Annotated in this window: 29 protein-coding genes; 10 read left to right on the top strand and 19 right to left on the bottom strand. The window is 70.7% G+C overall.

Annotated elements, in window-relative coordinates:
• Positions 1-39 precede the first annotated feature (39 nt).
• Positions 40-723, top strand: coding sequence for a PHP domain-containing protein (locus tag P2T37_RS12850; RefSeq protein ID WP_276234356.1), 684 nt, complete (start codon positions 40-42; stop codon positions 721-723).
• Here the strand turns inward: P2T37_RS12850 and P2T37_RS12855 are convergent.
• The 4 genes from P2T37_RS12855 to P2T37_RS12870 form a co-directional block, all read right to left on the bottom strand.
• Entirely contained in the window at positions 711-1,193 is a 483-nt protein-coding gene (locus tag P2T37_RS12855) for an NUDIX hydrolase (RefSeq protein WP_276234357.1), read from the bottom strand. The genes P2T37_RS12850 and P2T37_RS12855 overlap by 13 nt on opposite strands.
• A gap of 22 nt (positions 1,194-1,215) precedes the next feature.
• Positions 1,216-1,689: an NUDIX hydrolase gene (locus P2T37_RS12860; RefSeq protein WP_276234358.1), complete on the bottom strand. Its 474-nt coding sequence runs from the start codon at positions 1,687-1,689 to the stop codon at positions 1,216-1,218.
• 65 nt (positions 1,690-1,754) lie between these two features.
• A complete protein-coding gene (locus P2T37_RS12865) occupies positions 1,755-2,006 on the bottom strand; it encodes a hypothetical protein (RefSeq protein ID WP_276234360.1) in 252 nt (83 codons plus the stop codon).
• Positions 2,007-2,046: 40 nt separating this feature from the next.
• A complete protein-coding gene (locus tag P2T37_RS12870; RefSeq protein ID WP_276234361.1) occupies positions 2,047-3,018 on the bottom strand; it encodes a transcription initiation factor IIB in 972 nt (323 codons plus the stop codon).
• A gap of 149 nt (positions 3,019-3,167) precedes the next feature.
• Here P2T37_RS12870 and gatC point away from each other — a divergent pair, with 149 nt between their 5' ends.
• The 3 genes from gatC (at position 3,168) to P2T37_RS12885 (ending at position 6,254) form a co-directional block, all read left to right on the top strand.
• Positions 3,168-3,434, top strand: coding sequence for an Asp-tRNA(Asn)/Glu-tRNA(Gln) amidotransferase subunit GatC (gene gatC / locus P2T37_RS12875; protein WP_276234362.1), 267 nt, complete (start codon positions 3,168-3,170; stop codon positions 3,432-3,434).
• The gene (gene gatA / locus P2T37_RS12880; RefSeq protein ID WP_276234363.1) at positions 3,431-4,708 is read left to right on the top strand and encodes an Asp-tRNA(Asn)/Glu-tRNA(Gln) amidotransferase subunit GatA; all 1,278 of its coding nucleotides are present in this window, start codon (positions 3,431-3,433) and stop codon (positions 4,706-4,708) included. Before gatC ends, gatA begins: the two co-directional genes overlap by 4 nt.
• Positions 4,709-4,775: 67 nt before the next feature.
• On the top strand, positions 4,776-6,254 hold the full coding sequence (locus tag P2T37_RS12885) for an FAD-binding domain-containing protein (RefSeq protein WP_276234364.1): 1,479 nt from the start codon (positions 4,776-4,778) through the stop codon (positions 6,252-6,254).
• On the opposite strand, the gene P2T37_RS12890 is transcribed toward P2T37_RS12885, so the two are convergent.
• The 9 genes from P2T37_RS12890 to P2T37_RS12930 all read right to left on the bottom strand — a co-directional run bounded on the left by P2T37_RS12890 (position 6,251) and on the right by P2T37_RS12930 (position 14,696).
• Positions 6,251-6,763 (bottom strand): MarR family transcriptional regulator, encoded by a 513-nt coding sequence (locus tag P2T37_RS12890; RefSeq protein WP_276234365.1) that lies wholly within the window; start codon positions 6,761-6,763, stop codon positions 6,251-6,253. The genes P2T37_RS12885 and P2T37_RS12890 overlap by 4 nt on opposite strands.
• A 21-nt stretch (positions 6,764-6,784) precedes the next feature.
• On the bottom strand, positions 6,785-7,636 hold the full coding sequence (locus P2T37_RS12895) for an alpha/beta fold hydrolase (protein WP_276234366.1): 852 nt from the start codon (positions 7,634-7,636) through the stop codon (positions 6,785-6,787).
• Entirely contained in the window at positions 7,636-8,772 is a 1,137-nt protein-coding gene (locus tag P2T37_RS12900) for an acyl-CoA dehydrogenase family protein (RefSeq protein ID WP_276234367.1), read from the bottom strand. Before P2T37_RS12900 ends, P2T37_RS12895 begins: the two co-directional genes overlap by 1 nt.
• Before the next feature lie 64 nt (positions 8,773-8,836).
• Positions 8,837-9,628, bottom strand: coding sequence for an enoyl-CoA hydratase/isomerase family protein (locus tag P2T37_RS12905; RefSeq protein WP_276234368.1), 792 nt, complete (start codon positions 9,626-9,628; stop codon positions 8,837-8,839).
• 158 nt (positions 9,629-9,786) lie between these two features.
• Entirely contained in the window at positions 9,787-10,542 is a 756-nt protein-coding gene (locus tag P2T37_RS12910) for an ABC transporter ATP-binding protein (RefSeq protein ID WP_276234369.1), read from the bottom strand.
• Complete coding sequence (locus tag P2T37_RS12915) at positions 10,539-11,651, bottom strand: branched-chain amino acid ABC transporter permease (RefSeq protein WP_276234370.1); 1,113 nt, start codon at positions 11,649-11,651, stop codon at positions 10,539-10,541. Before P2T37_RS12915 ends, P2T37_RS12910 begins: the two co-directional genes overlap by 4 nt.
• A 1-nt stretch (position 11,652) precedes the next feature.
• On the bottom strand, positions 11,653-12,522 hold the full coding sequence (locus P2T37_RS12920) for a branched-chain amino acid ABC transporter permease (protein WP_276234371.1): 870 nt from the start codon (positions 12,520-12,522) through the stop codon (positions 11,653-11,655).
• Positions 12,523-13,839 (bottom strand): ABC transporter substrate-binding protein, encoded by a 1,317-nt coding sequence (locus P2T37_RS12925; RefSeq protein ID WP_276234372.1) that lies wholly within the window; start codon positions 13,837-13,839, stop codon positions 12,523-12,525.
• Positions 13,840-13,934: 95 nt separating this feature from the next.
• Complete coding sequence (locus P2T37_RS12930; protein WP_276234374.1) at positions 13,935-14,696, bottom strand: SDR family NAD(P)-dependent oxidoreductase; 762 nt, start codon at positions 14,694-14,696, stop codon at positions 13,935-13,937.
• Positions 14,697-14,772: 76 nt separating this feature from the next.
• Between P2T37_RS12930 and P2T37_RS12935 the strand changes: the two genes are divergently transcribed.
• Both P2T37_RS12935 and sod read left to right on the top strand, forming a co-directional pair.
• Entirely contained in the window at positions 14,773-16,173 is a 1,401-nt protein-coding gene (locus P2T37_RS12935) for a cryptochrome/photolyase family protein (protein ID WP_276234375.1), read from the top strand.
• A 101-nt stretch (positions 16,174-16,274) separates the two neighbouring features.
• Positions 16,275-16,886, top strand: coding sequence for a superoxide dismutase (sod, locus tag P2T37_RS12940; protein WP_276234376.1), 612 nt, complete (start codon positions 16,275-16,277; stop codon positions 16,884-16,886).
• Between the two features lie 17 nt (positions 16,887-16,903).
• Here sod and P2T37_RS12945 read toward each other — a convergent pair whose 3' ends face one another.
• Complete coding sequence (locus P2T37_RS12945) at positions 16,904-17,305, bottom strand: DUF7522 family protein (protein ID WP_276234377.1); 402 nt, start codon at positions 17,303-17,305, stop codon at positions 16,904-16,906.
• 85 nt (positions 17,306-17,390) lie between these two features.
• Here P2T37_RS12945 and P2T37_RS12950 point away from each other — a divergent pair, with 85 nt between their 5' ends.
• Together P2T37_RS12950 and P2T37_RS12955 are read left to right on the top strand one after the other, a co-directional pair.
• On the top strand, positions 17,391-17,660 hold the full coding sequence (locus P2T37_RS12950) for a DUF5827 family protein (RefSeq protein ID WP_276234378.1): 270 nt from the start codon (positions 17,391-17,393) through the stop codon (positions 17,658-17,660).
• Positions 17,657-18,502, top strand: coding sequence for an ATPase (locus P2T37_RS12955; protein WP_276234379.1), 846 nt, complete (start codon positions 17,657-17,659; stop codon positions 18,500-18,502). Before P2T37_RS12950 ends, P2T37_RS12955 begins: the two co-directional genes overlap by 4 nt.
• Here P2T37_RS12955 and P2T37_RS12960 read toward each other — a convergent pair.
• Together P2T37_RS12960 and P2T37_RS12965 are read right to left on the bottom strand one after the other, a co-directional pair.
• Positions 18,499-19,077, bottom strand: a complete 579-nt coding sequence (locus tag P2T37_RS12960; RefSeq protein ID WP_276234380.1) for an MBL fold metallo-hydrolase — start codon at positions 19,075-19,077, stop codon at positions 18,499-18,501. The two genes, P2T37_RS12955 and P2T37_RS12960, sit on opposite strands and share 4 nt — an antisense overlap.
• A gap of 20 nt (positions 19,078-19,097) precedes the next feature.
• Complete coding sequence (locus P2T37_RS12965) at positions 19,098-20,012, bottom strand: DMT family transporter (protein WP_276234381.1); 915 nt, start codon at positions 20,010-20,012, stop codon at positions 19,098-19,100.
• 83 nt (positions 20,013-20,095) lie between these two features.
• Here P2T37_RS12965 and P2T37_RS12970 point away from each other — a divergent pair, with 83 nt between their 5' ends.
• Entirely contained in the window at positions 20,096-21,082 is a 987-nt protein-coding gene (locus P2T37_RS12970) for a presenilin family intramembrane aspartyl protease PSH (protein WP_276234382.1), read from the top strand.
• On the opposite strand, the gene P2T37_RS12975 is transcribed toward P2T37_RS12970, so the two are convergent.
• Together P2T37_RS12975 and P2T37_RS12980 are read right to left on the bottom strand one after the other, a co-directional pair.
• A complete protein-coding gene (locus P2T37_RS12975; RefSeq protein WP_276234383.1) occupies positions 21,083-22,075 on the bottom strand; it encodes an ornithine cyclodeaminase family protein in 993 nt (330 codons plus the stop codon).
• Positions 22,076-22,154: 79 nt separating this feature from the next.
• Positions 22,155-22,388, bottom strand: coding sequence for a DUF8015 family protein (locus P2T37_RS12980; protein WP_276234384.1), 234 nt, complete (start codon positions 22,386-22,388; stop codon positions 22,155-22,157).
• Positions 22,389-22,690: 302 nt separating this feature from the next.
• Between P2T37_RS12980 and P2T37_RS12985 the strand changes: the two genes are divergently transcribed.
• A complete protein-coding gene (locus tag P2T37_RS12985) occupies positions 22,691-23,908 on the top strand; it encodes an MFS transporter (RefSeq protein WP_382211859.1) in 1,218 nt (405 codons plus the stop codon).
• On the opposite strand, the gene P2T37_RS12990 is transcribed toward P2T37_RS12985, so the two are convergent.
• Positions 23,905-24,303: a DUF3054 domain-containing protein gene (locus tag P2T37_RS12990; protein ID WP_276234386.1), complete on the bottom strand. Its 399-nt coding sequence runs from the start codon at positions 24,301-24,303 to the stop codon at positions 23,905-23,907. The two genes, P2T37_RS12985 and P2T37_RS12990, sit on opposite strands and share 4 nt — an antisense overlap.
• Positions 24,304-24,326 lie beyond the last annotated feature (23 nt).

Raw genomic sequence — 24,326 nt, forward strand, 5'->3', positions numbered from 1 at the left:
ACCGGGGCGCTTTTCCCCCGTCCGGTTCTCCGTCGAGGTGTGCTACGGGCCGAGCTCCACTGTCACTCGTCGCTCTCCTACGACGGGCGCGACCCCGTCGATATGTTGCTCGGGCAGGCGGAGGCGGTCGGGCTGGACGCGCTCGCGGTCACCGACCACGACGAGATCGACGCGAGCCTTGCGGCCGCCGAGCGCGCGGCCGACTACGGGCTCGTCGGGATTCCGGGGATGGAGGTCACCACCGAGGCCGGCCACGTCCTCGCGCTCGGCATCGAGGAGCTGATTCCGCCCGGCCTCCCCTTCACGGAGACGCTCGACCGCATCCGCGCGCAGGGGGGTATCGCCGTCGTTCCCCACCCGTTCCAGCGGTCGCGCCACGGCGTCGCTCCCCACATCTCGGAGGCGGAACTCGCCGGCGCGGACGCCATCGAGGTGTACAACTCCCGGTTGTTCACCGGCCGGTCGAACCGCACCGCCGAGCGGTTCGCCGCGGCGCGGAACCTCCCGATGACGGCCGGGTCGGATGCCCACATCGCGGAGATGATCGGCCAGGCCGTCACCGAGATAGACGCCGAGGAACGCTCCGTCACGGCGATACTCGACGCGGTCCGCGAGGGGCGCACGTCCGTCGTCGGCAAGCGCACGCCGTGGCGCATCTCCCTCCGGCAGTTCGGCGGCGGCATCAGGCGCCGGCTGGTCCGCGCGCTGACCTACCCGTTCTGACCCTCGACCGCCGCGATGGCGGCCAGCCCGACTTCCACCACGTCGTCGGGCAGGTCGTCGGCGCGCTCGCGGAGGTCCTCGCGTGTAAACCACTCCCACAGCGACGGGTCGGCCTCGTCGTCGCCCGCCGGGACAACCGTCCGGGTGTCCGCCGCGCCGTAGAACACGAAGTCGACGTGCTGGTGGCCGACCTCGCCGTCGTGGACGTTGATGTCCTCCAGCAGGAAGTGTGCGGGCTCGGGGAGCGAGCGGGCGGTGTCGCTTTCGAGCGCTCCGGAGTCCGCGACCAGGTCGGCCTCGATGCCCGTCTCCTCGTGGCACTCCCGGAGCGCGGCCTCGTGGGGGAGTTCGTCGCGGTCGATGTGGCCGCCCGGCGGGAGCCACATGTCCAGCCGCTCGTGTTCGTGCAGGAGGGTCGCGCCGTCGTTCACCACGTAGACGGTCGCGACGAAGTGACGGGTCGTTTCCATACCGGGGGCAGGAGCGACCGCGTTACGGCGCTTTCGATGCCGCTTCGATAGCGGCCGTCCCGAACTCGACCACGTCGGCCGGCAGGTCGCTCGCGGCGAGGGCGTCGCGGTCGTACCAGGCCCACGCGCTCGCGTCCGGTTCGCCCGGCGCCGGGTCGATGTCGCGGCTCGGGACGGTCGCGTAGTAGATGTCGTCGATGTGCTGGTGGGCCACCTCGCCGTCGTACGTGTCGATGTCGTACAGCATCCGGCTTCGCGGCCGGGGGACGGGCGCCCCCTCCGGGGCGTCCGGTCCCGACCCGTGGTCCGACAGCAGGGTCGGCTCCAGCCCCGTCTCCTCGCGGGCCTCGCGCAGGGCGGCCTCGTGGGGGAGTTCGTCGCGGTCCACATGGCCGCCCGGCGGCAGGGTGAGGCCGAGTTTCGCGTGCTCGTGGAGGGCGGTCGCGCCGTCGTTCACCACGTAGACGGTGCCCGTGAAGTGGCGTGTCGTTTCCACGGCCGGCCGTCGTCGCCGGGACACATGAACGTCCCCCGACCGCGGCGGAACTGGAAGCCGACGGGCTACTGCAGGTCCGGTATCGTGATGACGCCCTCCCGGAGCGCGACGTACACCCGCCGCTCGTTGTCCAGCTCCTCCCAGTCGTCCGGACGGTCCTCCTCGGGGACGGACTCGACCTTCTCCAGCAGGTCCGCGCGGATGTAGTGGTCGAAGCCGCAGTCGTTCTCGCAGGTGCGGACGACCGAGGGGACGCGGAACTCCCGTGTCACGCGGTTCTCGCAGACGGGACAGACGTACTCGTAGCTCCGGGGCACGGCGGGAGTAGGAACGCGGCGAGCAAAAGCGGGTCGGCCGTTACGTCGTGATGCCGTCCTCGGCCTCCAGCAGCTCGTGGTAGCGGTTGCGGATGGTGACCTCGGAGATGTTGGCGACCTCGCTCACGTCCGACTGGGTCACCTTCTCGTTCGTCAGGAGCGAGGCCGCGTAGACGGCCGCGGCCGCGAGCCCGACCGGGGACTTCCCGGAGTGTATGCCGGCCTCCTTCGCGCTCTTGAGCAGCTGGCGCGCGCGCCGTTCGGACTCGTCGGAGAGGTCGAGGTCGGAGGCGAACCGGGGAACGTAGCTCTCGGGGTCGGCGGGCGCGACCTCCAGGTTGAGCTCGCGGACGACGTAGCGGTAGGTACGGGCGATCTCGTCCTTCTCGACGCGGGAGACCTGCGTGATCTCGTCCAGCGAGCGCGGCGTCCCGGCCTGCCGCGCGGCGGCGTAGAGGCTCGCCGTGGCGACGCCCTCGATGGAACGCCCGGGCAGGAGGTTCTCGTTGAGCGCGCGGCGGTAGATGACCGAGGAGGTCTCGCGCACGCTGTCGGGCAGGCCGAGCGCGGAGGCCATGCGGTCGATTTCCCCGAGCGCCTGCTTGAGGTTGCGCTCCTTGGAGTCACGGGTGCGGAAGCGCTCGTTCCAGGTGCGGAGCCGCTGCATCTTCTGGCGCTGGCGGTTCGAGAGCTGATTGCCGTAGGCGTCCTTGTCCTGCCAGCCGATGTTCGTCGAGAGCCCCTTGTCGTGCATCATGTTGGTCGTCGGGGCGCCGACGCGGCTCTTCTCGTCCTTCTCCGCGGCGTCGAACGCGCGCCACTCCGGCCCGCGGTCGATGCTGTCCTCCTCGATGACGAGGCCGCAGTCCTCACACACCGTCTCGCCGTGTTCGGCGTCGGCCGCGACCTTCCCGCCGCACTCCGGGCAGGTCACCTCGTCCGTTCGTTCGCGTTCCTCCTCCTGTTCCTCCTCTCCGGCGCGCTGGAAGCGTCTGACGTTGGTATCGGGCATTAGTGATTGTGGGGGATACGGGGCAGTAGAACGCGTCTGTTCGCTCTTAATGTTGGTCTTCGAGCGACTTAAGTTTAGGGCAACCCCGCCTCTTCGGCCGGAACAGGCCCCATCGAAACCCTCAATGCCGGCGCGCGGGCACGCCCGGTATGGTAGACCACGAGGAGGTCGAGCACGTCGCCTCGTTGGCGCGCGTCGACCTCGACGACGAGGAGGTCGAGCGCTTCGCCGCGCAGTTCGACGACATCCTCGCGTACTTCGAGGCGCTCGACGAGGTGCCCGAGGTCGAGCCCGAGGCGGAGCTCGACAACGTGTTCCGCCCCGACGAGGTCCGCGAGGGGCTCACGCAGGAGGAGGCGCTCGCGAACGCCCCGGAGACGGAGGACGGCTACTTCAAGGGGCCGAAGGTGTCATGAGCGCGGACGACGACCTGAACGCCTTCCTCACGCGCGAGGAGATACCCCCGACCGGCGAGGGGCCGCTGTCCGGCAAGTCCGTCGCCGTCAAGGACAACATCTCCACCGAGGGCGTTCCCACCACGTGCGGCTCCGCGATGCTGGACGGCTACGTCCCGCCGTACGACGCGACCGTCGTGACCCGGCTGAAGGAGGCGGGGGCGACTGTCGCCGGCAAGACGAACATGGACGAGTTCGGGATGGGGACGACGACCGAGACCTCGGCGTTCGGCCCGACCGAGAACCCCGCCGCGCCCGGCCGTGTTCCGGGCGGCTCCTCGGGCGGGTCGGCCGCGGCCGTGGCCGCGGGCGAGGCGGACCTCGCGCTCGGCTCCGACACGGGCGGCTCCGTCCGGTGTCCCGCCGCCTTCTGTGGCGTCGTCGGCATCAAGCCCACCTACGGGCTGGTGTCGCGGTACGGCCTCGTCGCGTACGCGAACTCGCTCGAACAGATCGGCCCCATCGGCCCGACCGTCGAGGCGACGGCCGAACTCCTCGAAGTCATCGCCGGCCCGGACCCGCACGACGCGACGACGCGGGAGCCGGAAACGACGGCGTACGCCGACGCGGCCGACGGCGACGTCGAGGGACTCACGGTCGGCGTCCCGACCGAACTCGTCGAGGGCGCCGACGAGGGCGTCGTCGAACGGTTCGAGGCGGCGCTCGACGACCTGCGCGCGCAGGGCGCCGAGACGGTCGAGGTGTCGCTCCCCTCCGTGGAGACCGCGGTCCAGGCGTACTACGTCATCGCGATGTCGGAGGCCTCGTCGAACCTCGCGCGGTTCGACGGCGTCCGCTACGGCGTCTCCGGCGGCTACGAGGGCAACTGGAACGAGTCGTTCGCCGCCGCCCGCGAGGCGGGCTTCGGCGAGGAGGTCAAGCGCCGCGTCCTGCTCGGGACGTACGCGCTCTCCGCGGGCTACCACGACAAGTACTACAAGAAGGCGCAGGACGCCCGCGCGTGGGTTCGGCGGGACTTCGCGGAGGCGTTCGAGGAGGCGGACGTGCTCGCCTCCCCGACGATGCCCGTGCCGCCCTTCGAGATGGGCGAGAGCCTCGACGACCCGCTGCAGATGTACCTCGCGGACGCCAACACCGTCCCGGTGAACCTCGCGAACCTCCCGGCCATCTCGGTTCCGGCCGGCGAGACCGAGGAGGGACCGGTCGGGCTCCAGCTCGTCGGCGAGGCGTTCGACGAGCGCACCCTCGTCCGCGCGGCCTCGGCCGTCGAGTAGCGCGACCAGTTTTAGTTCCGCCGCGCGGACGGCCGGCCTCTTTGTCCCCCGCGTTCGAAGGGCGAGCGTGACTTCGGTCCTCGTCTGGCACCGCTCGGACCTGCGGCCGGCGGACAACGCCGCGCTCGCCGCCGCGGTCCGCGACGGCGACCCCGCGCCCGTCTTCTGTTTCGACCCGCAGTTCTACGGCGCCGACGGGCTGGCCTGCGACGCCCGACTCCGCTTCCTCCACGAGTCGCTCGCGGACCTCCGTGAGCGCTACCGCGCGCTCGGGTCGGACCTCGCGCTGCTGTGCGGCGACCCCCGCGAGCGCCTGCGCGACCTCCTCGCGGACCACGACGCGCTGTACGTGAACCGCGACGTGACGGCCCGCTACGGCCGTGACCGCGACGACGATATCCTCGCGTGGGACGGCGTGACCGCCTTCGGCGACGACGGTATCGACCGGTCGGGCGGGGGACGCGACGGCTGGCGCGAGCAGGCGACCGAGTGGATGGAGACGGAGCCGCGTCCCGCGCCCGACGCCCTGCCCGCGAACCCGGTGGCCTCGGAGACCAGCGTGGACGGAATCGAGTCGGAGTACGGCGTGAGCCCGGAGAAACGGCGGGTTCCGAAGGGCGGTCGCGGCCCGGCGCTGAAGCGGCTGGACCGGTTCGTCGACGACCTGCCCGGCTACCCCGGCAACGTCTCGCCGCCCGCCGCCGCCGAGGACCACTGCTCGCGACTCTCCGCGTACCTGAAGTTCGGCTGTCTCTCCGTCCGGGAGGTCTACAGCCGAGTAGCGGACGCGCCCGAGTCGCGCGGCCGGGAGATGTACGAGTCGCGGCTGTTCTGGAACCGCCACTACCGCCAGAAGCTCGCGGACTGGTCGGGGTGGACGGACGAGGCCGTCAACCCCGTGTTCCGGGGCCTCTACCGCGCGGAGCACGACCCGGACCTGCTCGCGGCGTGGAAGGAGGGGCGGACGGGGTTCCCGATGGTGGACGCCTCGATGCGCGCGCTCGTCGAGACGGGGTTCATCAACTTCCGGATGCGCGCGATGTGTGCGAGTTTCCTCACCTACGTCCTGCGCGAGCCGTGGCAGTACGGCGCCGACTTCTTCTACTACCACCTCGTCGACGCCGACCCCGGCATCAACCACACGCAGTGGCAGTCGCAGGCCGGCACCGTCGGCGTCCATCCCGTGCGCGTCTACGACCCGGCGAAGCAGGCCCGCGAGTACGACCCCGACGGCACGTTCGTCCGCGAGTACGTCCCCGAACTCGCGGCGCTGCCCGACGACCACCTGCCGCGCCCGGAGAAGGCCCCGCTCGTCGTGCTGGACGAGGCGGGGCTCGAACTCGGGGCGGACTACCCGCGGCCCGTGGTGGACTACGAGCGGCGGGCCGGCGAGGCGCGCGAGCGGTTCGCGGCGCTCTCCGAGCGGGCGCGGGAGGCAATCGGGGTGCCGGAGATACGCCGCCGGGCGTCGCTGTCGCGGCGGCGGCGCGAGGAGCGCGAGGCGCCGTCCGACGACGGACAGGCCAGCCTCGACAGCTTCGGCTAGTCGTCGTGGAGCGCGGCGAGTATCTCGGGGTCGGTCCGGAACTTCAGAACGTTGTGGACGACGCTGTTGCGGATGTTGTCGATGACGTCGCCGTGGGCCTTGTAGCAGTCGTGTATCCACCGCGACTCCGCCGAGCGGGTCGGGAACATCATCACCGCCTTCCACTGGTACTCGCCGTCCGAGAGGAAGTAGAACAGCGTGTTCGGCGAGTCGCGGATGTACTCCATCGCGTCGCGCCACCCGTCGGCGAAGTTCTCGGTGTTGAACTTGAACTCGAAGAGGCCGAACACGAAGTACTCCTCGTTCGGGATGACCGCCTCGCGGAAGACGCCCTGCTCGCGCATCCCGCGGATGGACTCGCTCACCGTGACGTGGCTCACCTCGATGCCGTGCTTCTCGGCGAGGATGCGCGCGAGGTCGCGCGAGGACAGCTGCGGGTCGCGCGACAGCTCCCGGAGGACGAGCACGTCGCGCTCCTTGAACTCCCAGTCCGGCGCTTCGTCTGTCATGTCACCCATCTCAGGTCGGGGTTACGTGTCCCTTTCGGTCGTTCCGAGGAACGACCGTAGCTCCGAGCGGTACGTCTCGGCGCGGTCCTCCGGCACCCAGTGGAACGCCTCGTCCAGCCGGACCACGTCGCCGCCGACCTCGTCGGCGAGCCGTTCGCCGTACGATACCGGCTGCATGGCGTCCTCCTCGGCCCACAGACACAGCAGGTCGGCCGTGATGTCGCCGTACGGTATCTCCGTCGTGTGGTTGGTGTTCGTCGAGACGGCGGCGCGAGCGAGCGCCCGCTTGCCGCCCTCGCGGTCCAGCCACGGGTACTTCATCCCGGCGACGAAGTCGGGGTCGGCCTCGCCGTACGCGCCGTCCGCGAACGCGAAGTCGAGTTGCCCCGCGAGTTCGTCGTCGTCCATCGACGCGGTCCGGGGCAGCCCCAGCGTCGAGACGAACTCGACGGGCCACGAGTCGTAGCAGACGACGTTCGAGCAGACCAGCTTCCCGACCCGCTCGGGCCGGTGGGCGGCGAAGCGGAGCGCGACGCCGCCGCCGATGTCGTGGGCGACGAGGTGGAACCGGTCCACGTCGAGCGCGTCGAGCAGGCTCGCGAGCGCACCCTCCTGGGCGCGAATCGAGCGGTCGAAGCCCTCGCCGTTCTCGCTGTTGCCGTAGCCGACGAGGTCCGGGACGACGACCCGGTACTCGTCGGCGAGGGCGGGAGCGACGCCGCGCCACAGGAACCCCCAGGTCGGAATCCCGTGGAGGAACACCACGGGCTCGGCGTCCGCGGGGCCGGCCTCGTAGTAGGCCATCTCGACCGCGTGGCCGTCCACGTCCACGGTGGCGGACTCCTGCGCCTCGGTCCACGCCGCGTGGTCCATTACAGGCGGTCGGAGATGATGTTCTTCTGTATCTCCGAGGTCCCCTCGTAGATCTTCGTGATGCGGGCGTCGCGGTAGAACCGCTCGACGGGGTGGTCCGTCACGTAGCCCGCGCCGCCGTGGACCTGGATGGCGTCGTCCGCGACGTCGACGGACATCTCGGAGGCGAAGTACTTCGCCATGGATGCCAGCCGGACGGCCTCGTCGTCCTTGCTCTCGTCGACGTGGCTCGCCGCGCGGTAGGTGAGCGAGCGGGCCGCCTCTACCTGCGTCGCCATGTCGGCGAGCTTGTGGCTCACGGCCTGGAACTGGTCGATCTTCTGGCCGAACTGCTCTCGCTCCTTCGCGTAGTCGATGGCGGCGTCGAGCGCGCCCGAGGCCGCGCCGACGGCCTGTGCCGCGACGGAGGTGCGGCCCGCGGCGAAGAACTCCATCAACTGGTAGAACCCCTTGTTCACCTCGCCGATGACGTTCTCCTCCGGAATGCGCACGTCGTTGAGCTGGATCTCCGCGAGGTCGGAGGCGCGGATACCGAGCTTGTTGTCGATCTTCGTCGGGACGAAGCCGTCCGAGTCGGCGGGCACGAGGAACGCCGTGATGCCGCGGTGGCCCTCGCCGGGCTCGGTCTTCGCCATCAGGACGCCCACGTCGGCGACCGTGCCGTTCGTGATCCACGTCTTGTTGCCGTTGATGACCCACTCGTCGCCGTCCTTCTCGGCGCGCGTCTCGATGCCCGCGACGTTCGAGCCGTGCGCCGGCTCCGAGATGGCGGAGAAGGAGGCGGCCTCGCCGGCCGTGATCTGCGGGAGCCACTCCTCCTTCATCCACTCGTCGCCGTACTCCAGAATCATCGAGGTGCCGAAGCCGGCCGAGCCGACGGCGCTCCCGATGCCGGGGTCCGCGCGCCACAGCTCCTCGGTGACGATGGACCGCGAGATGGGGTCCATCCCCGCGCCGCCGTACTCCTCCGGGATGGAGGGGGCGACGAAGTCGAGGTCCGCGGCCTTCTTGCGGATCTCCAGCGGATACTCCTTGTTCTCGTCGTGCTCCTGTGCGACGGGTCGGATCTCCTCCTCGCCGAACTCGCGCACCGCGCGCCGGACGGCGTCGTGTGCGCCGTCGGTCTTGAACACCATACCCCGTCCTCGGGATTACGATGTAAAATAAGTGTCGCCGTTCGCCGAACGACGTTAGACAGCGCTACTCCCCCTCGAACTCCGGCGACCGCGACTCCATGAACGCCGTCGCGCCCTCCTCGTGGTCGTGGGTGGCGAAGACGGCGGCCTGTGCCGCGGCCTCGTCGTCCTGCGCCTGCTTGAGGTCCGAGGAGAGCCCCTGCTCGATGAGCCGCTTCGAGGTCTCCAGCGCGACCGACGGCCCCTCCGCGATGGACGCGACGAACTCCTCGGCCTCGGCGTCGAAGTCCTCGTACACGTGGTTGAAGATGCCGAGCTCGCTCGCGCGCTCGGCGTCGAGCAGTTCGCCCGTGAAGACGAGCTCCTTCGCGACGTTCTCCCCGACGATGCGCGGCAGGAGGTAGGAGGTGCCCGAGTCCACGGCGAGGCCGACCTGCCGGAAGCCGAAGCCGATGCGCGCCCGCTCGGAGGCGACCAGGCAGTCGCAGGCGATGGCGAGGTTGCCGCCCGCGCCGAACGCCGCGCCGTCCACCTTCGCCACCGTGGGTCGGTGGAACTCGTACACGCGGCGGACCGCGCGCGAGGTGACCTGCTGGATGTTGCGCACGGCGTCGTGCAGCGGCATGTCGCCCGACATCCGCTCCACCATGGAGTTGATGTCGCCGCCCGCACAGAAGGTGCCCTCCTGGCCCGTCACGACGAGACAGCGCACGTCGTCGCGCGTCTCCAGGTCGTCTATCGTGTCGATGATGGCGTGTGACAGCTCCGCCGTCAGGGCGTTGCGCACCTCGGGCTTGTTGAGGGTCATCGTCGCGACACCGTTCTCCACGTCGAGTAACACCGCGTCGTCGCTCATACACCCGCCTGTCGGGCGACCAACGTAAAGCTACCGCGACCTGTCGTTAACGTTGTTCGACGAGACGCGGAAAGAGAGCGTTCGGGTGGGTTACTCGCCGCCGAGGGACGGCGTCGGAGGTGGCCTACTCGCCGCCGAGGTATGCCATCCGAGGCGGCTTATTCGCCGCCGAGGTACGCTTCCTGCACCTCGGGGTCGGCCCGTATCTCCTCGGGCGTCCCCTCCGCGATCTTCGCGCCGAAGTTGATGACCACGGCGCGGTCGATGAGCGAGAGCAGCCCCCGCATGTTGTGGTCCACGACGACGAGCGTGGTGCCCGCCCCGCGGAGTTCCTCCAGCAGCGCCGAGAGCTGTTTCACCTCTGCCTCGGCGAGCCCCGCGAAGGGCTCGTCGACGAGGATGAGGTCCGGGTCGGTCGCCATGGCGCGACCGAGTTCGAGCCGGAGCATCCCCGCGTGGGGTAGCTCGCTCGGCGTCCGGTAGAGGTCGTCGCCCAGCCCGACGCGCTCGCACAGCTCGATGGCCTGCTGGCGGGTCTCCCCGCGCAGGCCCGAGGTGGAGAACAGCTCGTCGGGGACGAGCGCGGTCTGGATGTTCCGGAGGACCGTCCGGTCGGAGAACGGCCGGAACTCCTGGAAGGTGCGCGCGAGGCCGGCCTTCACCATGTCGTACGACTCCGCGCCGGTGACCTCCTCGCCGCGGTAGTACACGCGGCCCTCGGTGGGCGGGTACCGGCCGGTGATGCAGTTGAACGTGGTGGACTTGCCGGCCCCGTTGGGGCCGATGAATCCGAGTATCTCGCCCTCCTCCACGGCGAAGGAGAGGTCGTCCACGGCGGTCAGCCCGCCGAACCGCTTCGTGAGGCCGTCGGCGACGAGCACGCCGTCGTCCGGGCCGAGCCCGTCGGCGCTCATCGCTTCTCACCCCCGAGGCGGTCCATCCAGTCGCGCAACACGGCCATCGCGTCCGTCGAGCCCCCGTCCGTCACTGGCTCCCCGGGACTGCCGCCGGCGAAGAGCCGGTTGACCGCCGCGGGCACGATGCCCTGCGGCAGGAAGAACAGGAACAACAGCGTCACGACGGCGAACACGAGGAAGTACAGCTCCCCGATGAACTCGATGTTGCGCATCACCGTCCGCAGGATGTAGAAGAACGCCCCGCCGAACGCCGCGCCCGTGATGGTCCCCATGCCGCCGAGGATGGCGGCGACGATGACCTCGATGGAGATGACGAGCGCCAGCAGTTCGGAGACGGTGAAGCTACCGACGGCGCTGAAGCCGTACGTCGCGCCCGCCAGCCCCCCGATGAGGCCCGAGAGCACGAACGCGAACAGCTTGAACTTCGCCGGGTTCTTGCCCGTCGCGGCGACGGCCGTCTCGTCCTCGCGGATGCCCGTCAGCACCATCCCCGCGTCCGAGCGGGTGACGGCGACGAACACCACGAGCGCGAACAGGAACACGCCGAGCGCGAGGTACGCGGCCCCGATGGGCGAGAAGCCGGGCGACGGGAGGAACAGCAGGTCGCCGAACTTGTCCACGGTGCCGACGCCGACCAGCCCGAGCTCCCCGCCCGTGAGGTCCGGGAAGAACCGGAACACGGAGATGAGGATGATGGGCGTGACGAGCGTCACCAGCGAGAAGTACGGCCCCTGGAGCCGGAGCGACGGGAAGCCGATGAGCAGCCCCGCGGCGCCGGCGGCGGCGACGCCGACGAACACCGCGAGCCACGGGTCGACGTCGAGGTGGAGGTTCGCCATGCCGGCGGCGTACCCTCCCACGCCGAAGAACAGCCCGTGGCCGAAGGATATCTCGCCCGTGTAGCCGGAGACGAAGTCCCAGCTCATCACGAACGTCGCGAAGAAGAGCGCGCCGGCGACCCGGAACGCCCAGATGGCGGGCAGCACGAGCGGCAGGACGAACAGCGCGAGGATGGCGACGAGCCCGAGCTGCTGGTGGGTCGCCATCGAGCGGGGGTCGAGCAGTTCGCCCCACGTCCGCACGCCGGTGTCGGTGTTCCCTGCCATCTCAGTGCTCCGCGAGCTCACGGCCGAACAGGCCTTCGGGTTTGATTAGCAACACGAGTACGAGGACGACGAGCGCGGAGACGCCGGCCAGCCGGGTGCTGACGAGCGTCACCGTCACCTGGTCGAGGAAGCTGATGAGGTACGCGCCGATGACCGAGCCGCGGATGGAGCCGAGGCCGCCGATGACGACGATGCTGAACGACAGCAGCAGCGGCGTCCGGCCCATGAGCGGCGTGGCCGTCTGGAACGACGCGAGGAACAGCCCCGCGAGGCCCGCGAGCACACCCGCGAGTATCCACGTGTAGGTGTAGACGCGGTCGGCCTCGATGCCGACGAGCGCCGCGCCCTTCTCCGACATGGAGGTGGCGAGGATGGCCTGCCCCGTCTTCGTCCGGTTGACGAAGTAGAACAGGCCCCCGATGAGGAGCCACGAGAGCGCGAACACGAACACGCGGTTGTTCGAGAGCCGCTGGCCCGCCACTTCCGTCTGGCCGGCCAGCAGGCTCGGCACCGCGAGCGCCTGGCCGCCGAACGCGACCAGGACGACCTGTTCGATGACGAGTCCCATCACCAACGTGAGGATGAGGACGAGCACCGGGCTCTCCCGGGCGTAGCGTATCATCCCCTTGTAGAAGGCGAGGCTGAACAGCCCGGCCCCTGCGGCGGCCGCGACGGCCGCGAGCGGGACGCTTCCGGTCGCCCGGACGACGGCGACGGCGCTGTACGCGCCGATGCTCAACACGGCGCCGTGTGCGAGGTTCAACACCCCGCCGACGCCGAAGATGAGCGTGAAGCCGATGGCGACGAGCGAGTAGAGCGCCCCGAGCAGGAGCACGTTCGTCGCGAGGTTGACGGCGTTGACGTCTACCATCTACTGCCAGGGCGGTGCCTGGTACTCGGACTGCTGGTGCTCGTCGGGCCAGACGACGCTCTGGGTGCCCGATTCGCCCTCGGGCTGCCACTGGAAGTAGACGCCGCGGGTGTACTCCTCGCCGTACTTGATGTCGTGGGGGTAGTCCCCGTCCTCCCCGAAGAACTCCAGCGTTCCCGAGGTGCCGGTGAACGTCATCGACTCGAGCTCGGAGACGATGGTGTCGCTGTCCACGGACTCGCCGGACTCGATAGCGTCCTTCAGCATGTAGACGGCGTCGTACGCAGAGTAGCCGGTGTAGACCGGGAGCGCGCCGTCGTACTTCTCAGCGTAGGCGTCCGCGTACGGGACGGTCTTCTCGGTGATCTCGGAGTCCGCCGTCGCGGTCGTCTGCGAGAACGTCGAGATGCAGGCGCCGCTCGTGGCGTCCCAGAACGAGGGGAGCTGCGTCGGCACGTGGATGCCGCCGTAGCCGAACGGGCGCTGCTGTTGGGCCCACTGGACCAGCGAGGTCGTCCCGATGTGGGCGAGCGCGGTGAACGCGCCGTCCACGCCGGCCGATTCGAGCTGGTCGTAGATGGGCGTGAAGTCCTCGGTCCCCTCCGCGATACGCTGGACCGACGTGACCTCGACGCCGACCTCCTCCTCCAGCCGCTGTTCGATGGAGTCCGTGATGGGCTCCGTCCACACGTAGTCCTCGGCGATGACGGCGACGGTGTCCCAGCCCATCGTGTCGAAGCGGGCCGAGGCGTAGTCGATCATCGACTGCTGGAGGTAGTCGGCGTTCACGGGGCCGACGCGGAACCAGTACTTGTTGGCCTCGAAGTCGTCGGCCACGCGCGCCGGGGCCTCCGGCGTCGCCGCGCCCGCGGTCATGTGGACCGTCTGGGCGTTCGAGATGTTCCCCATGATGGAGAGGAGGTTCTCCGAGCCGAAGATGCCGACCGTGGCGTGGACGTTCTCGCCGGTGGTCAGCTCCTGATAGCCCGAGCGGGTCGTGCCGGGGTCGTCCTTCGTGTCCTTCGTGGAGAGGGTGACGTCGGCGCCCGCGATGCCGCCGTCGTCGTTGATCTCCTCGACGGCGAGTTCGGCGCTCTTGAGGATGGAGTCGCCCATCGGGGAGTCGGCCGGCCCGAGCGCGCCCAGACGGATGGTGTCCGGGATGCCGCCGTCGCCGCCGCCGCCGATGGTGTCCGTACAGCCGGCGAGCGCCGCAGCCCCGGCGCTCACGCCCGTCGCCTTCAGGAAGGTCCGGCGACCGACGTTTCCATCGTTTCTGTTCTTCGGGGACAGCTTACCAGCATCTGTCTCGCTCACGGAATGTTTACCATCGTTAACCATGGTACTCCTCGACACGAGGCAAAGCCCGTTATTTAAACCTGCGGATAGCGGCTCGGCCGTCGAGGGCGTCGCTACCGGGCGGTCCACCCCCCGTCGGCGACGAGCGTCGTCCCGGTGACGTAGCTGGCCGCGTCGCTCGCGAGGAAGACGACGGGACCGGCAATCTCCTCGGGCTCGGCGAAGCGGTCGAGCGGCGTGCGCTCGCGGATGGACGCCGCGAGCGTCTCGTTCTCCGCGAGGTCCTCCGTGAGGTCGGTGACGACGTAGCCCGGCGCGACGCAGTTGACCCGCACGTCGGGCGCCCAGTCGAGCGCCATCGACTTCGTCAGCCCGACGAGCCCGTGTTTCGAGGCGACGTACGGGTGCTGGCGCGGCAGGCCGACCAGCCCGCCGACGGAGGCGACGTTGACGACACTGCCGCCGCGCTCGTGGAGGTCCTCGGCCGCCACGCGCGCACAGGTGAACGCCCCGCCGAGGTTCACGTCCTCGACGAACCCGAAGTCGTCGTCGCTCACGTCCTCGGGCCGGCCGAGCGCGCCGTCCGGGTTGACGCCCGCGTTGTTCACGACGACGTCTATCGGTCCCAGCGCGTCGCGCACGGCGTCGAACGCCTCGCGTACGTCGTCGGCCTCGGTCACGTCGCAGGTCGCGACCGTGCTGTCGCGGCCGCGCTCCTCCACCTCCGCGGCCACGGTCGCCACGTCCTCTCGCGAGCGGGAGAGCGGGGCCACGTCCGCGCCGGCCTCCGCGAGGCCGTGGGCGATGGCGCGCCCGATGCCGCGCGAGCCGCCGGTCACGACCGCCGTGCGTCCCGTCAGGTCGAACTCGTCCATGGGCGGCCGTCGTCCGGGGTCGGTTTGAGCGTGTCGGAGGGCGTAGTTATACCTCGCCGCCGGTCCTCGCCCCGGTATGGACGTACACTGGCACCGGAGCGACCTCCGGGCCACGGACAACACGGGGCTGGCCGCGGCCGCCGAGGACGAGGTGTTACCCGTCTTCGTCTTCGACGACGCGGTCCTGCGCCACGGCTCCCCGCCCCGCGTCGCCTTCATGCTCGACGCGCTCGCGGAACTGCGCGAGTGGTACCGCGAGCGCGGCGGCGACCTCCACGTCGCGCGCGGCGACCCGACCGAGGTGCTCCCCGCGCTCGCGACGGAGCACGGGGCGGGGACGGTCCACTACGACGGCGACTACTCCGGGCTGGCGCGCGAGCGCGACACCGCCGTGTCCGACGCGCTGGAGGCCGAGGGCGTCGCGGCCGAGCGTCACGAGGACGCACTCCACCAGGAACCGGGCTCCATCCTCACCAATCAGGGGGAGCCGTACTCCGTGTACACCTACTTCTGGAAGAAGTGGCGCGACCGGCCGAAGGACGACCCGTACGACCCGCCGGAGGAGATAGCCGACGTGCCGGGCGCGGCTCTGCCGACGCTCGCCGACCTCGGCTTCGAGGAACCGGACGCCGACGTGGAGGCCGGGGGGATGGCGGCGGCCCGCGACCGACTCGACGCCTTCCTCGACGGGCCGATATACGAGTACGCCGACGCGCGCGACGACCCGGCGGCCGACAACACCTCCCGGCTCTCCGCACACCTGCGGTGGGGCACCATCGGCCCGCGGGACGTGTACGCCGGCACGGAGCGCGCGATGGCCGAGGCACCCGATGACGACGCGGGGGAGGCCGTCGAGGAGTTCCGCGGCGAACTCGCGTGGCGGGAGTTCTACCACCACGTCCTCCACTTCCACCCGCGGGTCGTGACCGAGAACTACAACGAGTACGAGGAGGGCATCGCGTGGCGCGACGACCCCGAGGAGATAGCGGCGTGGAAGCGCGGGGAGACGGGCTATCCGATCGTCGACGCGGGGATGCGCCAACTCCTCGACGAAGCCTACATGCACAACCGCGTGCGGATGATCGTCGCCTCCTTCCTCACGAAGGACCTCATGGCCGACTGGCGCCACGGCTACGCGCACTTCCGCGAGCACCTCGTGGACCACAACACGGCCAACGACAACGGCGGCTGGCAGTGGGCCGCCTCGACGGGGACCGACGCCCAGCCGTACTTCCGCATCTTCAACCCCATGTCGCAGGGCGAGCGCCACGACCCCGACGCCGAGTACGTCGCGGAGTACGTCCCCGAACTCGCGGACGTGCCGGCCGACAAGGTCCACTCGTGGCACGAACTCGACCACGCCGAACGGAACCGCCTCGCGCCCGAGTACCCCCATCCGATCGTCGACCACGGTGAGCGGCGCGACGAGGCGCTGGCGATGTTCAAGCGGGCCCGCGGCGAGGACCCCGACGAGTAACACCTCGGAAATCCTACTAAAACGAACTACCGGGAATTCGCCCCCCGGTCCTCAACCCTTTTAGCCGGCGGGGACGTGTCCACGAACGGAGGTAACAACCAATGAGTGAACGTTCAAACCCCGAGCTGGCACCGCTGCCGTACGACTACGACGCGCTCGAACCGTCCATCTCCGAGCAGGTGCTGACGTGGCATCACGACACCCACCATCAGGGGTACGTGAACGGCCTCGACAGCGCCGAGGAGACCCTCGCGGAGAACCGCGAGGCCGGCGAGTTCGGCTCGTCCGGCTCCGCCATCCGTAACGTGACCCACAACGGGTCGGGCCACTATCTCCACACGCTGTTCTGGGAGAACATGGACCCCAACGGCGGCGGCGAGCCGTCGGGCGAACTCGCCGACCGCATCGCGGAGGACTTCGGCTCCTACGAGGGCTGGAAGGGCGAGTTCGAGGCCGCGGCCGGCGCGGCCGGCGGCTGGGCCCTGCTCGTCTACGACCCCGTCGCGAAGCAGCTCCGGAACGTCGTCGTCGACAAGCACGACCAGGGCGCGCTGTGGGGCAGTCACCCCATCCTCGCGCTGGACGTGTGGGAACACTCCTACTACTACGACTACGGTCCCGCCCGCGGCGACTTCATCGAGGGCTTCTTCGACGTCGTCAACTGGGAGAAGGCCGAGGAGGAGTTCGCGACCGTCACGGAGCTGTTCGAGTAACAGCCTCGTTCCCTTCTTTATGACGCCTCGCCGTCCAGCGACAGCGCCGCCGCGAGGTCGACGTCCGCGTCCGAGAGCGACGCGTGGAGCGCCCCGGCGTCGAAGTCGGTCCCGGCGTCCACGCTGACGAGGACGCCGACCCCGCCCACGAAGGTGCGGAAGGTGACGAACGCGTCGAACCCGCGGACGGTGTACTCGTAGCTCGCGTAGGTGAGGTCCTCGTACGTCGCGCGAGTGATGTAGCCGTACCGCTCGTTGTCGATGTACGGGTCGGTGTCCACGCCCTCGAGCGCCTCGGCCACGTCGTCGCGGACGTACACCGCGCGCTCGCCGTCCTCGCCGAACAGCCACAGGTCACGTAACGCGTCGCCGGTCGCCTCCCGCACGACGGCGAGCAGCCGGTCGTCGGCACCGTCCATGGCGTGGCGGTTCCCCCCGCGGAGCAAAAGCCTGTGGGTCGTCCCGTGGCGACGGGACTATGGCGCGCTCGGTGCAAGCGCGCCCATGCCGCGACCCAAGGAGACCTTCGAGGACCTGCGCGCCTTCGAGTTCCGCGACCCCGACGAGGTGCTCGACGCCGACGCGATGTACACCGTCTACGAGATCGCCCGCCTGCTCCAGGGGCTGGAGCCCGACCGCGAGCTCGACGCCGAGACGGAGAACATCCTGCTGGACTGGGCCATCCCGTGGATGCTCGACCACGAGGACGCGCTGTGTTTCGCCGAGCCGGACGGCGAGGACGCGCCGGGGTTCTACGGGCTGCGCGAGGAATGAGGCTGCTCGTCGCCGGCGGCGACCGCGTCGACGCGGGCAAGACCACCTTCTCGGTGGGGCTGTGTCACGAGACGGGCGCCCGGGGGTACAAACCCCGTGCCGGCAACGACTTCTGGTTCGACCACGACGACTACGAGCGCGCCGTCGCGGACGGCCGCCTCTACGGGAAGGACGCGAAGCGACTGGCCGATGCCTCCCCGGGCGACGTCGCCCCCGAGGACATCAACCCCGTCCACCGGCTCTGGACCCCGATGCCGGGCCGCGGGACGGGCGTGCTCGGACAGGACGGCCGACAGTTCGTCTGCGACCGGGTCCGGGTCGGCGACGGCGCACCGGAGGGCGTGGCGACCACGGACGCCGGCGACGCCTACGTCGTGAACGCCACCGTCGAGACGCCCGACTCCGCGGCCGGGGCGCTCCCGCTCGACGCGGCGGAGCGCGTGGACTCGCTCCCCGCGTTCAACGACCTGATGGCGCGGCTCCACGGCCCGGCGACGGACCGGGTCGCCGCCGAGATAGCCGCGGCCGACCGCGCCGTCGTGGAGTCGTACGCGGACATCGCGCGCCCGCTCCCCGACATGGAGGCGGACGCCGTCGCCGTCGTGGAGCCGCGGCGCTGTCGCGTCTTCGACGGCGAGCGGTACCTGAAGGCCTGCGACGTGGCCTCCGGCAGCGCCCGCGAGGGACGGCTGGAGGAGCGGGTCGGGAACGTCGTCGAACTCATCGAGCCGGCGGCGACGGCCGAACTCCCTGCGCTGTCGGGTGGGGAGCGTGCGGACCCCGCGTCGGTCGCGGACGCCTACGGGCCCGCCTACGAGGCGCTGTTCTCCGTCGCGTTCTAACGCGACCGCGCGGCCCGGAGCGCGTACTCGATGTGCTGTCGGGCGTTCGCCTCGACGCTCGGGCCGTGGCCGGCGTGCATCGCCGCGAGCGAGTCGTCCGTCTCCGCCAGCAGGTACTCGATGCTCTCTACGAGGCGCGGGCGGTCGCCCTCCTCCAAGTCGGTGCGCCCGAAGCCGCCGCCCGAGAAGACGAGGTCGCCGACCACGGCTACCTCGCCGTCGGCGCGCACGAAGCAGAGGTGGTCGTCCTTGTGGCCGGGCGTGTGGAGCGCCGTGTAGTCGTGGTCCCCGAGCACGACCGTGTCGCCGTCCGCTATCGCGTGGTCCACGAGGTCGTTGTCGGGGTCGAAGCCCCGGACCTCCACGTCGAACGCCTCGGTCACGGCATCGACGTTGCCGACGTGGTCCGAGTGGGTGTGCGTGAGGACGACGGCGTCCAGCCCGCCGGTCGCGTCGCGCACCCGCGAGACCACGTCGAACTCGTTCCCGGGGTCCACGAGCACCGTCCGCTCGCCCGCGACCAGGAACGCGTTGCTCGTGAACGCCCGGACGTCGGCGGCGAGGTTGCGTATCATACCCGTCCTCGCGCCCCGACTCACTTCGCCGTGTCGGGTCGCGCGCCGACCGCGGCGAGCAGCCGCCCGCGCTTCACGACGGCGAACCCGACGAGCACCAGCGCGAAGCCGAGGACAGCCGTCGCGCCGAGCCGCTCGTCCAGGTAGTACCACCCCGTGAGCGCGGCGAACGGCGGGATGACGTACTCCAGCAGCCCCATGGAGAACGGGCCGAGCCGACGCAGGAGGACGAAGTAGAGGGTAAAGCCCCCGACACCCGCGACGAGGGCCATGTAGGCGATGGCCCCGAGCGCCGAGGGGGTGAACGCGGCGGCCGCGAGCGTCTCGCCCGGCACGACGAGCGTCGCGGCGTGGAGCGCGACGGCCCCGACCGCGTACATCGCCGGCTGTGCGCCGAGCGCGTCGAGGCCGGGGTCGGTGCGGTCCGTCAGCACGGCGCCGGCGGCGAAGGCGAGCGCCGACCCGAACACCAGCGCCGCGCCCCGGGCGCTCTCGACGACGCGCGCCGGGTCGGGGTTCGCGATGACGACGACGCCCGCGAAGCCGACGAGCACGCCCGCCACGTCGAGCGCGCCGACGGCCTCGTCCGTGCCGGCGAGCCGTTCGAGCGCCGGTGTGACGACGGGAATCAGCCCGAGGAGGACGGCGGCGACGGCGCTGGCGACGTACAGCTGCCCGGCGAACAGCAGGGCGTGATGGAGGCCGACGGTGAGCAGTCCCCCGAGCAGGACGTACGCCCAGTCCGCGCTGCTTCGCGGGCGGACCCGCCGCCCGAGCGCCAGCGCGAGCGGGAGCATGACGAGGGCGGCGAGGTCGAAGCGGAGCGCGGCGAACAGCGTCGGCGGGAGGTCGTCCAGGCCGACGCGCGTCACCGCGAACGCCGAGCCCCACGTCGCGGCGAGGAGGAGGAACAGGGCGGCGTCCCGGCGGGTCATACCCGTCGTTCGCGCGACCGGGGTTGTCGGTTGCGATAGCGGTCGAGCGCAACCGCCTTACCGCGGGCGACCCAGGCCCGGATATGAACCGCGCCGCGGCCGCGATAGCCGCCATCGTCGGCCTGTTCGTCCTCGTCCAGCTGGCGGCGCTCGCCCTCGTCGCGCCGTTCGACGCCGCCGGCTACCAGGCCGTCCCCGACTCCCAGACGAGCAACCCCGTCAACAGCCTCGTCTACGTCGCGGGCATCCTCGTCGCCACGGGCGTCATGCTCGCCGCGTTCAAGTTCGGCGTGGACGGGCTGGTGCGCCTGTTCGTCGTCGCCAGCGCGACGTTCATCAGCTACTACGTGTTCTCCGTCGTCCTCCCCGTCGTCGTCGTGGCGGGGGTGTCCGCGCCCGCCGCGGTCGCTTCGCTCGTCGTCGCCGGGGCGCTCCTCCTCTACCCGGAGTGGTACGTCATCGACGCCGCCGGCGTGGTGATGGGCGGCGGCGCGGCCGGCCTGTTCGGCATCTCGTTCGGCGTCCTCCCGACGATCGTCCTGCTCTCCGTCCTCGCGGTGTACGACGCGATATCCGTCTACGGCACCGAACACATGCTCGACCTCGCGTCGGGCGTGATGGACCTCAAGATACCCGTCCTGCTCGTCGTCCCGCTGTCGCTGTCGTACTCCTTCCTCGACGCGGCGGAGAGCGACCGCGAGGCGATGTCCGGCGACGGCGGGGAGCCGAACGAGGGAGAGGACGCGGCGACCGAGGACGACTCGGAGGGGCTCGACCGGGACGCCTTCTTCATCGGGCTGGGCGACGCCGTGATGCCGACGGTGCTCGTGGCGAGCGCGGCCCACTTCGTCGAGGCGCCGGCCGTCCTCTTGGGTGCGAACCTCCCCGCGCTCGCCGCGGCGGTCGGCACGCTCGTCGGGCTCGTGGTGCTGATGCGGTTCGTCGTCCGCGGGCGCGCCCACGCCGGGCTCCCGCTGCTCAACGGGGGCGCCATCGCCGGCTACCTGCTCGGCGCGCTCGCCGTCGGTATCCCGCTCGTCGAGGCGCTCGGGCTCGCGCCGTACCTCTGATTACCGGAGCGCCTCGCTCGCGGGCGCGAGGTCGATACCCGTGCCCAGCCCCTCCTCGCGGGCCGTCTCGAAGAGCATGTAGCCGGCGGCGACCGTCTCGACGCCCGTGCCGCCGGAGTCGAAGACGGTTATCTCATCGCGGTTCTCCCGGCCGGGAGCCTCGCCGGCGACGACCTCCCCGAGGTCGGCGTGGACGTGGTCGTCGTCTATCGCCCCCTCCTCGCGGGCCTGCAGGAACTCGCCCGAGTCCGAGAACGCCCGCTCGCGCAGGTCGGGGACGTACTTCGCGTTCGCCACCGTCCCGGTGTCGAGTTCACGCTTCGAGGGGTCGTACTGCCCCATCGCGGTGACGTGGGTGCCGGGTTCGAGCACGTCGCCGTCGAACACCGGCTCCGCGGCGTTGGTCGCCGTCACGACCACGTCCGCGCCCTCGACGGCGGCGTCGGAGGAGGAAACCGCGCCGACCGCGGCGTCGAGCTCCTCGTTCATCGACGCGGCGAACGACTCGCGGCTCTCCTTCGTCGGCGAGTACACGTTCACGGTCGCGAGGTCGCGCACCGCGGCGAGCGCGCGGACCTGCCCCTTCGCCTGTGCGCCGGAGCCGATGACGGCGACGACCGACGCGTCCGGCCGGGCGAGCGCGTCCGCGGCGACGCCGCCCGCGGCCCCGGTCTTGTAGGGGTTCATCGCCGCCCCGTCGAGGAGCGCGAGCGGCTCGCCGCTGTGGGCGTCGAACAGCGGCAGGAAGAAGTGGGCGTCAGCCGCGCCGAACCCCGCCGCGTAGGTGTAGCCGCCCATCGCCCCCGTCTCCGGGAGGACGGCGAGGTAGCTCGTCAGGAAGCCCGGCGGGTCGCTGTTCGGGAGCTTCTGTCGCGGCTTCGCGGCCGCGCCGGTGCCGACCTCCCGGTACCCCTCGCGGACGGCGTCCACGTACTCGCGCATCGTCGCCAGTCCGCGGGTCTCCTCGCTTGTCAGGAACAGCGCCTCGGTCATACCGGAGCTACCGCGCCGCGCCTATTGGCTCTGGCGGGCGGGGCAAAGCGAGGAGAGAGGAGAGAGGAGAAGGGCCGCGTCAGTTCGCGCCGGTCTCGGGGCCGGGGGTCGATGCCGGCGCGGCGGCGACGGGTTCGGGCGCCGAATCGACGGGGGCGCGGACGAACATCGCGTGGACGACGAGCACGACGGCGACGAGCGCGCCCGCGACGACCGACTGGGTGGTCGCGAAGCCGGCGAGCGAGAGGGCGCCGGCGAGGCTGCCGAACGCGAGCGGAATGAGGCCGAGAACGAGGTCGTAATATCCTGCCATGTCTATCATTATCTATAGGCGTGTATGACATAAGTGTTTCCCAGAGATGACCGGTAGGTAACCAGCCAAATACCGGTTGGAGCGGTGTTAGTTCCCAATACTATTCTCATAAGTTACGGAGCGCGGTTTCCGACCGAACGTCCAGGGGTCGGCCGGGCGGTCGGCGGCGCGAAGTCCTCGGTACTCGTCCACAATCGCCACACACGGGCGGTGCCGCGGACTGTCGGAACCGACGGACCCAAACCGGCACGGCGAGGAGGGCGGGTGTGAACGACAACGACCGTGCGATAACCGCGCTGGTGATGCTGGCCCACGGGCTGGTCCACACCTACGAGCTGACGCTCCCCATCCTCGCCGTGCAGACGGTGTGGGCGGCCGAGTTCCCGGCGACCACTCTGCCGGTGCTGGGGACGGTGCCGACCACGCTCGCCGTGTTGGGTATCGTCGTGAGCGCCGGCTACGCGCTGTTCGGGCTGGGCGCGCTCCCCGGCGGCGTCCTCGCGGACGCATACGGGTCGCGCCCGCTCATCGTCGCCTGCTTGCTCGGCATGGGCGGCTCGTTCGTCCTGCTCGCCTTCGCCCCGAACCTCGTCGTCGTCGCGCTGTGTCTCGTGATCTGGGGCGCGGCGGCCTCGGTGTACCACCCCGCCGGCCTCGCGCTCATCTCGAAGGGCGTCGAGGAGCGCGGCACCGCCTTCGCGTACCACGGCATCGCGGGCAACCTCGGTATCGCGCTCGGTCCGCTCGCGGCGGCCGTGATGTTACTCTTCACGAACGACTGGCGGCTCACCGTCGGCGTCCTCGGCGTCCCGGCGATACTCGCGGCCGGCTTCGCGCTCCGCATCGACGTGGACGAGGCCGCGGCCGCGGACGACGAGGACGGCGACGCCCGCGCGTCCGGCTCCGTCGCGTCGCTCGACGAGTTCCTCTCGCAGTCGCGGACGCTCCTCGTCGGCCCGTTCCTGCTCGTCTTCGCCGTCGTGATGCTCTCCGGGCTCTACTACCGCGGCTTCCTCACCTTCCTCCCCGAACTGCTGTCCGGGTTCGACTCGCTGACGCCCGTCGAGGTGGCCGGCCGGTCGCTGTCGCCGTACCGCTACGTCTACGTCGGCCTGCTGATGGCCGGCGTCGTCGGCCAGTACGTCGGCGGTCGGCTCACCGACCGCATCGAGGTGGAGCGCGGCCTCGCGCTCGGCTACGGGAGCCTCGGCGTCCTCGCGCTGGTCTTCCTGCCGCTGGCCACCGCGGGGCTGCTCCCGCTGCTCGCCGTCTGTGCGGTGATGGGGGTCGCGCTGTTCGTCGTCCAGCCGTTCTACCAGGCGACCGTCGCCGAGTACACGCCGGCCGGCGCGCGCGGCCTCTCGTACGGCTACACCTACCTGGGCGTGTTCGGCATCGGCGCGCTCGGCGGCGCGGTCGCAGGGGGCATCCTGACCGCCGCGAACGCCGCGGCGCTGTTCGCGGTGCTGGCCGCGTTCGGCTTCGTCGCGGGTGCCATCGGCCTCTACCTCTCCCGCTAGAGGGTCCGGGCCACGAGCGCCCGCCACCCGACGAGGAGCGCCCCGCCGACGAGGAGCGAGACGACGAAGAAGGCGGGGTCCGCGCCACCGGGGACGAACGCCGTCGCCCGGAGCGCCTGTCCTACGATGTCGGCCCCGAGCCACGCGACCGCGGCCCGGCCGGCAGCGGTCCGAGCGCTCCCGAACCACGACCCGTCGAACGTCCCGACGAGGGCGCCGACGAGGAGCCAGCCGAGCACGAACGGGGCGGCGATTTCCGGCACGCGGGCGTACAGCGGCGCGTTCCCGGGGTGTTGGAGCGCGCCGGCCGCCGAGAAGAGCGCGATACACAGCGCGTCCCCGAGGAGGACGAGCGCCGTCGTCCGGTCCGCGCGGAACTGCGGGCGGAGGTCCATACCCCGGGTCGGGTCGCGCGCGG

Source organism: Halosegnis marinus (assembly GCF_029338355.1).
GTDB lineage: Archaea > Halobacteriota > Halobacteria > Halobacteriales > Haloarculaceae > Halosegnis > Halosegnis marinus.